This is a genomic window from Lacisediminimonas profundi (assembly GCF_008831265.1).
GTDB classification, from domain to species: Bacteria; Pseudomonadota; Gammaproteobacteria; order Burkholderiales; family Burkholderiaceae_D; genus Lacisediminimonas; species Lacisediminimonas profundi.
This window is the reverse complement of record NZ_VTTH01000002.1, coordinates 231,888-246,578: the sequence shown is the minus strand read 5'-3', so window position 1 is coordinate 246,578 and position 14,691 is coordinate 231,888. Positions and strand designations below refer to the sequence as shown.

The following is a 14,691-nucleotide window of genomic DNA, read 5'->3' as shown; positions in this document are numbered from 1 at the left end:
TTTCGCGCGCTCCATTACTATCAGGACATATGCGCCGGGCAATCCTTCGGTGACGACGATTTCATTCGAGTGTTTCCATTGGAGGCCGTTGATGTCCGAAGTCCCTTCCCAGCGTCATTTTCCGCTTCACGCTCCGCGTCATTCCTTCCTGCAGCGCTGCCTGCTCCTTGCCACCGGCACCGTCTTGCTGGCAATGTCGCAGCTTGCACTGGCCCAGTCTCCAGCGGCCAGCGCTGCTTCGAATTGGCCCGATGGCCGCAATGTGCGCATCATCGTGCCCTTCCCCGGCGGCGCCAGCACCATGGATTCGGTGGTACGCGTGCTGACACCGGAAATTTCCCGCTATCTGGGTTCGCCGGTCATTGTCGACAACAAGCCCGGCGCCGGCACCGTAATCGGCGTTGATGCTACCGCCAAGGCCACCGACAACCTGAGCTTCGGCGGCGTGGCCAACAGCTTCACCGTCAACCATACACTGGTCAAGACCCTGCCCTACCACAGCACCCGCGACCTGCAACCGGTGCTGCTGATGGCACGCACGGCCAACGTACTGGCGGTACGGCCCGGGCTGCCCTTCACCAACCTGAACGACCTGATAGTGTGGGCCAAAAAGAATCCCGGCAAGCTCTCCTACGGCTCCTTCGGCAATGGCACCACCGCGCATTTCGCCGGCGAGATGCTCAAGCAGATGGCCGGCATTTACATGGTCCACATTCCCTACCGCGGACAAGGGCCGGCGCTGACCGACCTGCTGGCCGGGAACATCGACCTGATGTTCGGGAACCTGCCTGACTTCCTGCCGCACATCCGCAGCGGCAAGCTGAAAGCCCTGGGCACGACTTACCTGACGCGGGCGCCGCTGGCACCGGAAATTCCGACGATAGCCGAACAGGGCTATCCAAAGTTCGAAACCGACTCCTGGTACGGACTGCTGGCGCCGGCGGGGATGCCGCGCGAGACCGTCGAGAAAATGAATGCACTGGTGAACCGCGCGCTGCAGGAACCGGCCGTGCGCAAGAACCTCGGGGACCGCGGAATCGAGATAATGGGCGGTAGCAGTGCAAGCTTCGGCCAGCACATAGAGCGCGAGATCGCGAAGTATGCGCAGATTGTCACCACATCCAACATGAAAATAGATTGAGCCCCCGACAATGAGCAAAGCCATATCCTTTCCCGCCGGCGGTTACCGCTACCTGCCGGCCGTGTTCCAGTACTCCGCCGGCGTGGCGGCCGAACCGGGCTTCATGCTGCAGCAGGCGCGCTTCCTGCGGCCGCTGCCCTTGCAGGCAGCCTTCCGGGCGGTCGAACAGCACCTGCAGGCCCTCGGCCGGCCGATGACGGCCTTCGCGCATTGCGAATTGCGTTCGCCGGGCCAGTTCAGCGACCAGGGCTTCATCGATTTCAACCGCGAGTACGTGAAGACGCTGCAGGAATGGGGCCTGTACCAGCCGGCTAACCCGCCGTCGAGCAGCGTCGTCAATCCGGTTGCCCGCACCAATGTGTGCCCGGAACACGGCGGTGTCGAGCAGGTTTGCATGTATGCGTTCACCTATACGCTGCCTACGGGTTCGGCGGCGCCCGCCAGCTTCATGCTGTCCGGCGGTGGCGATGCCCGCAACGGCAGCGAGCCCTACCATGAACGCATCGTCGCCCTGGGTGACACCTCGCCGGCGGGGCTGCGCCTCAAGATGGCCCATGTGCTGGACGAAATGGAGCAACGCCTGGTCGAGCTGGGATTCGGCTGGGAGGACGTAGGCCGCGCCCAAGCGTACACCGTGCATGACATTGGCGCGCTGGTCGGTGAGATGATGGCCACTCGCGGGCGCATGCGCAGCGGGCTGACCTGGCATTTCGCGCGGCCACCGGTCAAGGGACTGGAATACGAGATGGATCTGCGCGGCGCGGTGCCGGAAATCTTTCTGCCGGCTTGAGCGGTGAACGAAAAAGGGAGCCCGTTGGGGCTCCCTTTTTCATCTTGCCAGCTGCTCAAGCTGAGCCGCTGGAAAGCGATCAGACCATGCCGGCGTTCTGGTAGATGTGCTTGATTTCCATGAAGTCGACCAGCGCATCATAGCCATGCAAGCGCCCGAGACCGGACTTGCGGTAGCCGCCGGTTTCTGCTTCCGCAAACAGCTTGTTGTGGTCATTGATCCAGACCGTACCGTTGCGCAAGGCACGCGCCACCCGCAATGCACGGGAACCGTCCTGCGTCCACACGCTGGCGGACAGGCCGTACTCGGTGTGGTTGGTGCGCGCTACTGCCTCTTTTTCATCCTCGAAGCGCTCCAGCACGACGAATGGTCCGAAAATCTCTTCCTGGCAGAAGAAGGCGCTGGTGTCCCGGTGCGCCACCAGTGTCGGCGTCATGAAGTTACCGCTCTTCAGATCGCCTTCCGGCCGGCCACCGGCCAGGATCACTTCGTCGCAGGTATCGAGCGCCAGTTGCACTCGCTCCTGGATATGCTTCAGGGCCGGGACATCGATCAGCGGGCCCATTTGCATTCCCTCGGCTGCGCCAGGACCAACCCGCATGTTGGTGAAAGCCTTGGTCAGGGCAGCCTTCATTTCATCGTAGCGGCTGCCATGCACCAGCACCCGGCGCGCAGCCGTGCATTGCTGGCCGGAGATGATGACCGCGGCCTGCGCAATTGCCGGTGCCGCGGTAGCGATGTCGGCATCGGGGAACACCAGGCAGCACGACTTGCCGCCCAGTTCCAGCGATAGTTTTTTCATGGTCGGTGCGGCATCGGCCATGATGCGAGCGCCGGTGGCGTTGGAACCCGTGAAGCTCAATACGGCCACGTCCGGGCTGCTGACCATTTCCTGTGCCACCGCATGTCCTGTTTCGCTGACCAGGTTCAGCACGCCAGGCGGCAGGCCCTGCGCATCATGCAGGTCGCGCAGCACCTCGTAGGTGATCAGCGCGGTTTGCGGCGCCGGCTTGACCACCGTGGTGCAGCCGGCGCACAGCGCCGGCGTCAGCGAGCGGATCAACAGCACCACCGGCGCATTCCACGGCACGATGATGCCGGCCACGCCGGCCGGCTCCTTCAGCATGGTGGAGAACACGCCCGGCTCCACTTCAAAAACGTGGCCGGGGATGTAACGCGTCAGGCCTGCGTAATAGCGGATCTCGGAGACCGCCCCCATGATCTCGCCACGCGACTGGGCAATTACCTTGCCGTTCTCGCGCGTGAGCAATTGCGCCAGGAATTCGGCGCGCTGCTCCATCCGGTCGGCCCAGCGCAGCATGACCAGCTGGCGCAGGCGCGGATTCTGGGCCCAGTTCGGCAGTTCGAAAGCTGCTGCTGCGGCGGCGATCGCCGCCTGCGCATCGGCACGGCCGCTGGCCGGAAAGCTGCCGATGACTTCCTGGTTAGCCGGATTCCGGCTGGCGGCGCTGGCGCCGTCCTGGGCGCCGCTCCAGACGCCATTGATCAGGTTTTTTGCTGAAATATTGTCCATTTTCTTCCCCTTCAATGCATTACTGAGCCACCGTCCACGACCAGGACCTGGCCGGTGACGAAGTCGCTGTCCGCGGAACAGAGGTACAGCATCGTTCCGCACATGTCTTCCGGCGTCGCCTCGCGCTTGATGGCGCGGCTGGCCACGTTGTTTTCCACGATGGCGCCCTTCCAGGCCGGATTGGCGAGCACATTTTCGCTCATCACCAGTCCCGGTGCCAGCGTGTTGACGCGAATGCCGTCGGCACCGAGCTCGCGCGCCAGGGCACGCGTCATCGCCACCACCGCGCCCTTGGAGGCGACGTAATGGAGCATCATCGGCGCGCCCTTGAATACCGTGCCGGATGCGATGTTGACGATCTTGCCGTACTTGTTCTTGCGCATTTCAGCCGACACCGCCTTGCTGCACTCGAACGAGCCGCGCACGTTCACCATCATCATGCGGTCCCATTCAGCGGATTCGATTTCCTCGAAGGGCTTGAGCGACACATTACCGAACAACGCTGCGTTATTGACCAGGATGTCGACCCGCCCGAAATACTTGACGGTGGCCGCCACCATGCCGCGCACGGACTCGGCGTCGGTGACGTCGACCTTGACTGCCAGCGCCTTCCCGCCCGCCGCAACGATGGCTTGCGCCACCGCTTGCGCATCCTGGATGTCGGCCACGACCACGCCCGCGCCCGCTGCTGCCAGCGCATGCGCATACTGCGCCCCGATCCCCTGCGCGGCGCCGGTGATGATTGCCACCCGCCCGGCCAGCCTGCCTGCCTGCTCCATCTGTATCTCTCCTCTGTATTGCCTGTTGTTGATTGTGATCAGCCCTCGCGGCGCTGCTTTCTTGTGATTTCCTGGTATTCCGGCTTCATGGCCTCATCCGACATGCCGTTGAAGAGCGTGCCTATGACCCCCTTGTCCAGATCGCTGGTGCCGAACAACGCATCGCAGATCGGGAAGGTAAGGTTGAAATTGTGCGTATGCATGAAGTCCGGGTTGTGGTGCATCACGTGCATGCGCCGCACGCTGTTCACCAGCGGCAACTTGTCCAGGAACGGGCTGTTTTCTATGTGAGACAAGGTATGCAACCCCTCGTACATGATGAAATAGCCTGCCATCGTCAGCATCACGATGTAGCCGGCATTGGCCGTCCACGCCATGCCCAGGATCAGCGCCGCCGGCAGCGCCGTCAGCACGAACAGCACCGGCGCAAACGGCGGGAACAATAGCGCCCGCCAGTCACGCTGGCCATTGTAGTCCAGCGACTTGTGGCTGAAGAACTGGTGATGGGTGCCGACATGACGTTTGTAGACTGCCTTCATCAGCTTGGTCGGGCGATGCAGCAGGTAGCGATGCCCGGCCCATTCGATGAAATTCCCGAACAGGAACATCGGCACTACCAGCATCCATTCCTGCCAGGTCGTGCCGCTCAGCTTCGACGCGCAGTATGCCAGCACGCCACCGGTAAACAGCAGCGTGAAAGCCAGGTGCATCTCCCCGCGGTACCAGGACGGGGTGCTCTCCCGGTATTGGTCGCGGTAGGCGCGCGAGCGCGCCTCGGTTTCGTCGTCATAGTGCATGTCAGTCTCCGTTTTCCTTTTGAACTTCGTACTGGTCTTGCTCCTGGTCTTGCTCCTGGTCTTGCTCCTGGTATTCCTTGCCTCCCTGCCTCACTCCAGCCCGAGGAACTTGTCGGCGAATGCCGGATTGTCCAGCAGGCTTTCCCGGTTCCCTTCCAGTACCGTGCGGCCGTTCTCGATCACGTAGGCACGATTGGCGAAATTCAGCGCGCGATGGATGTTCTGCTCCACCAGCAGGACCGTCACCCCTTCTGCCACGATGCGCCGCAACGCATCGAGGATTTCATCGATCACCTTGGGGGCAACGCCGATAAAGGGTTCGTCCAGCAGCAGCAACCTGGGCGAGGCCATCAGGCCGCGCGCAATCGCCACCTGTTGTTGCTGGCCACCTGACAGCTCGCCGGCGTTCTGGCGCCGCTTGTCGCGCAGGATCGGGAACAGCGAGAACACTTTTTCCAGCCCCTCGTCCACGCTGCCACGCAAATGGCGCGAGTAAGCACCCATGGTCAGGTTCTCCTGCACGCTCATTGCCGTAAACAGCCGCCGCCCCTCTGGCACTGCGGCAATCCCGCGCCGCACGACCTCGGCCGGGCTGGCGTTGGTCAGCGACTGGCCTTCATAGGTGACGCTGCCTGCTGCCACCGGATAGATACCGGCGATCGCGCCGATCGTGGTCGACTTGCCCGCACCATTGGCGCCGAGCAGCGCCACTTTTTCTCCCTGCCGCACCTCGAGACTGATATCCCACAATGCGCGCAGCTTGCCGTGGTCGACGGCCAGGCTTTTCAGTTCAAGCATCAGGCTGCCTCCTCTGCTGCGCTGCCCAGGTAGCCCTGCAGCACGCGCTCGTTCTTCACCACATCATCCAGCGAGCCGTTGGCGATGACCGCGCCCTGCTCCAGCGCCACCACCCGGTCCACCACCTGTGCCAGCGCCGAGAATATGTGCTCGACCCAGATCACCGTGATGCCGTACTCGTCACGCACGTGGCGGATCTGCTCGACGAAGCGCCTGACCTCTGCCGGCGTCAGGCCGGACGCCACTTCGTCGACCAGCAGCAGCCTTGGCTTGCAGGCCAGTGCACGCGCGAATTCCAGTGCTTTCTTCTCCTGCAACGACAGCGAGTCGGCGCGGTCGCCGCTGCGTCGCTCCAGGTCGGCGAAGGCCATGAAGGCGCGCGACTGCTCGAACGCCTGCGCCGGACTCAGGCTGTGGTCGTGGAACATCAGAGGGATCGCGATGTTTTCCTGTACCGTCAGGTCACCGAACGGACGTGGAATCTGATGGGTGCGGCCAACGCCAAGCTTGGCGATCTGGTCGCGCCGCATCGAAGCCAGCGCCTGTCCGCCGAAGCTCAGTTCGCCGGCGGTCGGCGTATAGACGCGCGAGATGCAGTTGAACAAGGTCGTCTTGCCGGATCCGTTCGGCCCGATCAGGCCGACTATCTCGCCTTCGTTGATGTCCAGCGTGACGTCGTCGACAGCCACGTTTCCGCCGAAAACCATGCGCACGCCGCGACACTGGAGCAGCGGCGTACCCGGACGCGGCTTGATCGCCGGCAGCGGCAACCTGGGCCAGCTTCCTTCGGCTCTGACGGCGGCAACAGCCACCGGCGCCTGCACGATGAAGCTGTGATGTTCGCGCGATAGCGGCGCCAGCCAGCGGCTGTTCCGTACCCAGGCTGCGCGCAACAGGCCGCCGGGCATGAAGCGTCCGATCAACAGGATGATCAGTCCGTAGACGGTGGCGTGCAGGATTTCCATGCGCACCAGCAGCCACTGCTGCAGGCAGGCCAACAGAACCACGCCAACCAGCGGCCCCCAGCGCAGGCCGGAGCCGCCGAACAGCACCATCGCCACCGGGATCAGGGCCACGTTCAGGCCGAACACCGTAGCCGGGTCGATATAGCTCATCTGCCAGGCCTGGGTGGCGCCGGCCATTGCAGCGAAGGCTGCCGACAGCGCCAGCACCGCAGTCTTGACGGGCGCGATGCGCACGCCAAGCACCTCGGCCACATCCTCGTCATTGCGGATGCTCTTGAGGGCATAGCCGAAGCGGACGCCGTTGATACGGATCGTGACGATGAATGTGACCACGCAGATCGCCAGCGCGATCATGTAGGTCTGGCGCATCACGTTTTCGATCGGCAGCACAATGCCGTCGCCACCCTTGGTCAGGTCGCTCAGGTTGTAGGCCAGCAGCTCCGCCAGCGGCAGCAGGGCCAGCGTGGCGAATGCGAAGTAGTCGCCACGCAGCCGGAACAGCGGGAACGCCAGCAAGGCGGCCACCGCGACCGTCAGCAGCACTGCGATCAGGATCGCAACCGTCGAGGGATATTTGGCTACCAGCGCAATGGCAAACACATAGGCGCCCAATCCGTAAAAGACGAAATGGCCAAGGTTGACATAGCCCATCTCTCCTGCGACCCAATCCCAGCTCTGGCCCAGGATGTAGGCGATCAGCACGGTGAACAGGAAGGAAGTCAGGTAGGCGCTGCCGAAGAACGGCACCGCCGCCAGCGCGGCAACCACAATGCCGAGTGTCAGGAAAGTCCTCATGCAGGCCTCCGGGAACGTCCTTCAGGCCAGACCACCAGGATCAGCAGCATCAGCACCACCGATAGCGCCGGCGCCCACTCCGCTTTCCAGAACAGCGCGGTCAGGCTTTCGGCAATACCGAGGAAGATGCCGGCCAGCAGTGCGCCGCGCAGGTTTCCGATGCCGCCGACGACGATGATGGTGAAGGCCTTCACGGTAAGCGGGAAACCCATGTAGGGGCTGACCGGGAACGACATCGTGTACAGCACCGCAGCAACCGCCACCGTAGCCGAGCCGAAGGCAAAAGTCAGCGCCCGCAGCGCAGTACTGTTGACGCCGCAGACCATGGCGCCCACCTGGTCCTGGGTGACGGCGCGGATGCCACGGCCAAACCAGGTGCGGGTCAGGAACAGGTGCATGGCGATCGTCAGCGCGGCAATACCGAGCAGGATGTTCAACTGGGTGGTCGAGATCACGATGTCGCCGACTTCGAAAGCGTCGAAGCGCATCGCGATGTTGCGCTGGGTCGAACCTGCCAGCACCGCGGTGATGTCGCTGATGATCAGCATCGCCCCCACCGTCACCAGCACGGTGCCGACCGTGCCTTCGAAGTGGTTGCGCTTGCCGAGCGGATGCAGCAGCTTCAGGTAGAACGCGTAGCCGGCGATGAAGACTGCCGGCGCCAGCATCAGCGTAATGAAGAACGGATGAATCTTGTAGGTCGAGAACAGGATGCTGGCGACGACGCCAGTCACTGCGAGCAGGGTACCGTGCGCGAAATTCAGGATGCGCACGATACCGTAGATCAGGGAAAGGCCGAATGCGACCAGCGCATACAGCCCTCCCAGCAGCAACCCACCCAGCGAGACCTGGATGATGGTTTCAATTGTCATGTTGGTTGGTCGGCCTGCGCCGGCTGATTAACTGATTGACGAATGAATCAACGGGATTGACGACTCAACGCCAGGTCGGTGACGGCCAGATCGGCTTCGAAGTAGCCACGCCTGCCGGCCAGACAACGGATGTCTTGCCGTTTTGCATCTGGATCGTGAATGCGCCGTTGGTGGTCGGGAAGCCGCGCTCGTCAAACACGATATCGCCGGCCGGCGACTTGAACGTGCCCTTGGTCAGCGCTTCACGGACCTTCTCGCGGTCGACGGCGCCGGCGCGCTCGATTGCCTGCACCATGGTCAGGTAGGAACCGACCCGGCCCAGCGTGAAGATGTAATCGAACATGTCGATACCCGAGCGCTGCAGCACGCGGTCGACGAATTCAGCATATGGTCCCTTGAGGCCGGAATACCATGACAGCTCGCCGGTCATGCCTTCCAGGTCCTTGCCCACCTGGCGCTGGAGCGAACCGGTCAGCATGGCGTGATGCACGTCCATTGCACGCACCTTGAGCTGGCGCATCTGCTGCACCAGCGGCACCGAGGCGCCGTCGAAGGAGCTGATGTAGATGACGTCCGGTTTGGCGGCGCGCACCTTGGAGATCAGTGCGGTGAAATCCTTCAGGTCGGCAGGAAACACTTCATTGCCCTGCACCGTCAGGCCCTGTTCCGCTGCCTTCTTGGACCAGTAACCGGTGATTGCCTTCATCACCGGATTGTCATGCGTGATGAAGTAGATGGTCTTCGGCTTCGGATCCATCTTCGACAGCATGTCGAAGTAGCGCTCGGACCAGCGCGGCACTACAGGATACGGCGTGCCCCAGAAATACTTCAGACCGCGTTCGTAGAAGGAAGGCGTGGCGATGTTCGCCGCCACCATCGGGATCTTGTGCTTTTCAGCGATCGGGGGCACCGGGCCGCCGAGCGAGGACCAGTCCGGGCCGACGAAGAAGTCAACCTTGTCCACGGTCGCCATGCGCTCGAACAGCGAGGTGGCGGTGGCCGGCACGCTCTGGTCGTCATAGATCACGAACTTCAGCGGCAGTTTTTTCTTGCAGGATTTGACCTCGATGCCGCCGCCCTTGTTGATCTCCTCGGCGAACACCTCGGACATCTTGCGCCATTTGTCGGCCAGGGTGGAGAACGGACCAGACTCCGAAATCGTGGTTCCGAAGACGATCGGGTCAGTGCATGAACCGGGCGTGGCGTGGGCGCTGCCAGCGAACAAACCCATGCTGGCTACAGCGAACATGGCGAACCGTTTCGCCCTTTGAAGGATCGGCATCTTTGTCTCCTGTTATTTGTTTTAACGACCGTTTGGCCGCCGCAGTCGTGATCCCTGAGGGCGACTATGGTCAGGATGCTATGCGATGCAGTCGGGCATGCCATTACCGCCCAGTCCGCGGATTTACCAGAAAGTCTGAATATGAGATCAACGCGGGAAACGATCCGGAGTGGCGGGCGAACGCGTAGCCCGACGCCTGGCCGGGCTACCTGGACGGGCTGCCGGCGCTGCCGGGCCTGTCCCTTACACCACGCGCTTGAGCAGCGCCGGCTCGCTGTGCTGGTGGATCTTGGCCTGGATCCGTTCACGCCGGCGCAGGCGGGCGGCGTCGTTGAGCATCCTTCCGGCCCAGCGGTAGATGTTGAAATCCTTCAGCAGCGCGCGCATGCTGCGCATCCGTTCGCGCTGCTCCGCCTCCGGCATGGTCAGCGCCCGATAAAGCGTCTCGGCGCCTTGCTCGATATGGTAGGGGTTGACGATCAGGGCCTCGGCCAGCTCGCGCGCGGCGCCGGTGAACTGGCTCAGCATCAGCACCCCGCGTTCGTCATCGCGGGCAGCGGCATATTCCTTGGCCACCAGGTTCATGCCGTCGTGCAGGCTGGTCACCATGCACACTTCGGCGGCGCGGTAATAGCGCTGCACTTCATCGTGGTCATGATGGGCAATGCGCAGGATGATCGGTGCCGGGCCGCCATCCGAGAAACGGCTGTTGATGCGCTGCGCCAGCGCCCTCACCCGCGCTTCGAAATTCTGGTACTCGTCGAGAGAGGAACGGCTGGGCGCCGCGATCGTGATCAAGGAGAACTTGCCGATCATCTCCGGATGCAGTTCCAGCATCCGCTCCACCGCCTGGAAGCGCTCCAGTATGCCCTTGGTGTAATCGAGCCGGTCGACGCCGACGGCGATCCGGTGCGTCGCCGGCAATGCGTTCAGGCGCCGCACCTCCAGCTTGCAATGCTCGATCGACGGCGACCTGTCGTCCTCGGGCCAGGCGATCGAAATCGGGTAAGCCTCGACCTGCGTCAGCTTGCCGCCGAACGAGATCATGGACGCCTCCTGCTCGATGCGGGCCTCCAGGTAGCGCTCGACCGTCTCCATGAAATTCTTGCAGTGGAAAGCTGTATGAAAGCCCAGGATTGTGCTGCCCAGCAGGCCCTTCAGTATCTCCTCGCGCCAGGGACAGATGCCAAAAGATTCGGGATTGGGCCAGGGAATATGCCAGAAGGTGAGGATGGTCGCCTTGGGCAGCCGCTCACGCACCATGGCCGGCACCAGCGCGAAATGGTAGTCCTGCACCATCACCACCGGATTGTCGGTGCGCGCCTCTGCCACCACGGTGTCGGCAAAGCGCCGGTTGACCGCGACGTATTCTTCCCAGTCGGTCACCCGGAATACCGGCCGCACATGGGCGATATGGCACAAGGGCCACAATCCTTCATTGGCAAAGCCGTAGTAATAGCCCTGCTCTTCCTTCTTCGACAGCCAGACCCTGCGCAGCATGTAAGACGGCTGGCCCGGCGGCACCTGCACGCGATCGTTCTTGTCCACCGTTTCGCGGTCGGCCGAGCCGGCGCCGTGCGCGATCCATGTGCCGGAACAGGCACGCATCACCGGCTCGACCGCGGTCACCAGCCCGCTAGCGGGGCGGCTGACCTCGATCCCGTCGGCGGTGCGCTGATGGATGTAGGGCTCGCGGTTGGACAGCACCAGGATTTCGTCGCCGGCCAATTCGTCCCGCAGCAGTTCGCGCAGCCGCTCGGGCGTCCACGTTTGCCCGCTCCCCACTTGCTGGCGCCGTTCGAGATTGAGTTCATGCACCAGCGCCCGCAGGTCGCTCAGCAGCGGCTGCACCGCCGGCGATGAATTGCTGCTGCCCAACTGCGGCGTCAGTTCGCCGCGCAACAAGCCTTTCATGGCCGTGATCCAGCCACGCCAACTGAGCCACGCGATGAACACGGTGATCATCGAGATGACGATGCCAAGGATGGCGAACAGGACCACCACATATTTCCTGGTATCGGCGCTGCGGCGCTCGATGAAGCTCATGTCGTGCACCAGGATCAGGTCGCCCATGTAGTCACCGTCGCGCTCGATGCGGCTGCGCTTCACATGTACCGGGCCCTGCAGCAGCTTCACCAACGGTTGTGGCGCCGCCCCCTCGACCTGCGGGTCGCGGCATTCCACGGCAGCCGGCCAGCCCGAGGTCTTGTACTGCACATTGCCATCCGGCCCGCAGAATGCGAGCGCGAGCAGGCGCTCATCCCTGGCAGCGCGGTCCAGCAAGCTCACGACCTTGCGGCGCGAGCGCTCGGCAATGGATTCCTGCAAGGGTTCCTGCAATGTGTTGGCGAGCAGGCTGGAGCGGATGTCCAGGTCCTTGACGAACCAGCGCAGCGTCAGGTCGTCCACCAGCGGCACCACGGCATAGGCGGAAAGGCCGAGCACGATCGCCAGCGGAATGATGAATTTCAGGCCGAAAACGGCTCCGCCCATTCGCATGTTTCCTCCTCAGCGAGCTTTGAATCCGGGTTGCAACCCGGAACCGGGCATGGCAGATACCATGCCGGCTTCAAGTAATGCGTCCAGGCAAGTATATTGCCCGATATCAAAAGAGAGACAATTATCGCGCCGGAAAGTTGCAGGGCCGGCAGGGCCGTATGCGTCCAACCGCCCGTTCGCCGCGCTAGAATGGTCGTTCGCTCAGTTGCAGGAACCCCATGTCAGCTCTCGCACGCACCTACTGGCCGCCGACCCAGCCACGCCACCTGACCGTCCCGCACACCAGCCTGGTGTTCAACATCGAGGTATCGGCCGCGCGCTTCCCGGACAAGCCCTGCATCATCTTTTATGACACGGTAATCACTTACCGGGAATTCAAGGAGGAAATGGAACGTATCGCCGGCTTCCTCCAGCATGAATGCGGGGTCAGGGCCGGCGACCGGGTCTTGCTCTGCATGCAGAACAGCCCGCAGTTCGTGCTGGCATATTACGGCATCCTGCGCGCCAACGCCGTCGTGGTTCCGGTCAACCCGATGAACCGGACCGGCGAGCTGGAATATTTCGTACGCGACACTGGCGCCGCCACTGCCTTCGTGTCGCAGGACCTGTTCGCCGAAATGGAGCCGCTGCTGGGCGCGGGCCTGCAGCATGCGATTGTCGCTGCCTATTCGGATTTCCTGCGCCAGCCCACGGAACTGAAAGTGCCGGATTTCGTGGCGGCGCCGCGGGCAGAGATCACCACCCCCGGCGTAACGCTGTGGACCCGCATGATGGACAGCAGCTGCGTGCCGGGCCCCGCCACCGCAGGTCCGGACGACCTGTGCGTAATGCCCTACACCTCCGGTACCACCGGACACCCGAAGGGATGCATGCACACCCATCATGGCGTGATGTACAGCCTGGTCGCCAGCATGCAGTGGTTTCACACCCAGCAGGACGCCACGATCCTGGCGACGCTGCCCTACTTTCATGTGACCGGCATGACGGGCAGCATGAACACCCCGCTCCATGCGGGCGCCACCATCGTGATCCTGCCGCGCTGGGACCGGGACATGGCTGCCCGGCTGGTCGAACGTTATCGGGTAACGAGCCTGCAGATGATCGTCACGATGGTGGTCGACCTGTTATCCCATCCGGACCTGGCCCGATTCGACTTGTCGAGCGTGCGCGGCATCCGCGGCGGCGGCGCCGCGATGCCGGAAGCGGTGGCGCAAAAGATGCACGAGGTCCTGGGTCTTCCCTATGTCGAGGGCTACGGCATGTCGGAGACCATGGCAGCGACCCACATCAACCCGCCGGAGCGCCCGAAGAAACAGTGCCTCGGCATTGCCTTGTACGATGTCGATGCGCGTGTCGTGGACCCGACCGATCTTCATCCGCTGCCAGCGGGCGAAGCCGGCGAAATCATCGTGCATGCGCCAAACGTGATGCGCGGCTACTGGAACCACCCGGAGGCCGACCGCGACGCCTTCATCGAACGCGATGGCAAGCGCTTCCTGCGAACCGGGGACCTGGCCTATGTCGACGAGGAAGGCTACTTTTTCATGGTCGACCGATTGAAACGGATGATCAACGCGTCCGGCTTCAAGGTCTGGCCGGCCGAGGTCGAAGCACTGCTATACGGGCACCCGGCAATCCGCGAAGCCTGCGTGATCGGATCTCCCGACGAGAAGCGCGGAGAAACAGTGAAGGCGCTGCTGGTGCTGCGGGATGGCGTGTCGCCGAAGCCGACCGAAGACGAAATCATCGCCTGGGCGCATGACAACATGGCTGCCTACAAGTGCCCGCGGATCGTCGCGTTCGTGGATGCCTTGCCGAAGTCGCCGTCGGGCAAGGTGCAGTGGCGGGAATTGCAGGAACGGGAGAATAAGAGGGTTCAGGGGGATGCTGGCGGAAAGTGATGCGCCTCTTGATGGAGAGCTTGCACATCTTGATGCGGAGGCGAACCACTGTGGGCGCTCTCTCCCTTTCAAGGATGGGCATTGCCCGTAGCCGTGGGTGAGCGGATTTTTGGATTTGTGGCTCTTGGGCCTGCGGTTCGTGTGGCTGGGTTTGTTGTTTGTCGTTGTGAAGCCGGGAGACACCCCGGCGGGTGTGTAACTTTCTTTTGGAAAAGAAAGTCACCAAAGAAACCAAATTCAACACCCACTTGGCCAACGCACGCTTCGATAGCCAACCAGATTCGGTCGCCTGGGCCGAACCAGTGCGGCGTTCGCGAGGAAGGTCCTGCCACACGTACGCCTCTGACCGGGATCAGTCAACCCGCTTCAATGCCGCCGACCGCACACCACCGCTCGTTGACTCCCAATTGTTTTCGAAGCTGCTAATTGATTTTTGAGGTCGGGTTGCCAAGGGGCAAGGCGACCTGGAAATTTACTGTCGTTCTTCGCTGTCCCTTTTCGCTGTCCCTTTTCTTTCGTCGAACAGTCCCGTCGCTTG

11 protein-coding genes are annotated in these 14,691 nt (G+C 62.7%); 3 read left to right on the top strand and 8 right to left on the bottom strand.

The window, feature by feature from the left end:
• Window positions 1–91 precede the first annotated feature (91 nt).
• On the top strand, window positions 92–1,141 hold the full coding sequence (locus tag FVE66_RS06765; RefSeq protein WP_241673060.1) for a tripartite tricarboxylate transporter substrate binding protein: 1,050 nt from the start codon (window positions 92–94) through the stop codon (window positions 1,139–1,141).
• 10 nt (window positions 1,142–1,151) lie between these two features.
• On the top strand, window positions 1,152–1,931 hold the full coding sequence (gene cnbZ, locus FVE66_RS06760) for a 2-amino-5-chloromuconate deaminase CnbZ (protein WP_151446649.1): 780 nt from the start codon (window positions 1,152–1,154) through the stop codon (window positions 1,929–1,931).
• A gap of 79 nt (window positions 1,932–2,010) precedes the next feature.
• On the opposite strand, the gene FVE66_RS06755 is transcribed toward cnbZ, so the two are convergent.
• The 8 genes from FVE66_RS06755 to FVE66_RS06720 form a co-directional block, all read right to left on the bottom strand.
• Window positions 2,011–3,465, bottom strand: coding sequence for an aldehyde dehydrogenase family protein (locus tag FVE66_RS06755; RefSeq protein ID WP_151446648.1), 1,455 nt, complete (start codon window positions 3,463–3,465; stop codon window positions 2,011–2,013).
• Window positions 3,466–3,476: 11 nt separating this feature from the next.
• Window positions 3,477–4,244 carry an SDR family NAD(P)-dependent oxidoreductase gene (locus FVE66_RS06750; protein ID WP_151446647.1) on the bottom strand — a complete coding sequence of 256 codons (768 nt, stop codon included), beginning with the start codon at window positions 4,242–4,244 and terminating at the stop codon, window positions 3,477–3,479.
• 38 nt (window positions 4,245–4,282) lie between these two features.
• Window positions 4,283–5,041, bottom strand: coding sequence for a sterol desaturase family protein (locus tag FVE66_RS06745; RefSeq protein ID WP_151446646.1), 759 nt, complete (start codon window positions 5,039–5,041; stop codon window positions 4,283–4,285).
• A gap of 90 nt (window positions 5,042–5,131) precedes the next feature.
• On the bottom strand, window positions 5,132–5,839 hold the full coding sequence (locus FVE66_RS06740; RefSeq protein WP_151446645.1) for an ABC transporter ATP-binding protein: 708 nt from the start codon (window positions 5,837–5,839) through the stop codon (window positions 5,132–5,134).
• Complete coding sequence (locus tag FVE66_RS06735; RefSeq protein ID WP_151446644.1) at window positions 5,839–7,599, bottom strand: branched-chain amino acid ABC transporter ATP-binding protein/permease; 1,761 nt, start codon at window positions 7,597–7,599, stop codon at window positions 5,839–5,841. The genes FVE66_RS06740 and FVE66_RS06735 overlap by 1 nt, the downstream gene beginning before the upstream one ends.
• Window positions 7,596–8,471: a branched-chain amino acid ABC transporter permease gene (locus FVE66_RS06730; RefSeq protein WP_151446643.1), complete on the bottom strand. Its 876-nt coding sequence runs from the start codon at window positions 8,469–8,471 to the stop codon at window positions 7,596–7,598. Before FVE66_RS06730 ends, FVE66_RS06735 begins: the two co-directional genes overlap by 4 nt.
• A 64-nt stretch (window positions 8,472–8,535) precedes the next feature.
• A complete protein-coding gene (locus tag FVE66_RS06725) occupies window positions 8,536–9,753 on the bottom strand; it encodes an amino acid ABC transporter substrate-binding protein (protein WP_151446642.1) in 1,218 nt (405 codons plus the stop codon).
• A gap of 243 nt (window positions 9,754–9,996) precedes the next feature.
• Window positions 9,997–12,246, bottom strand: a complete 2,250-nt coding sequence (locus FVE66_RS06720) for an alpha,alpha-trehalose-phosphate synthase (UDP-forming) (protein WP_206668720.1) — start codon at window positions 12,244–12,246, stop codon at window positions 9,997–9,999.
• Window positions 12,247–12,470: 224 nt separating this feature from the next.
• On the opposite strand from FVE66_RS06720, the gene FVE66_RS06715 reads away from it, so the two are divergent.
• On the top strand, window positions 12,471–14,153 hold the full coding sequence (locus tag FVE66_RS06715) for a long-chain fatty acid--CoA ligase (RefSeq protein WP_151446640.1): 1,683 nt from the start codon (window positions 12,471–12,473) through the stop codon (window positions 14,151–14,153).
• Window positions 14,154–14,691: the final 538 nt, after the last annotated feature.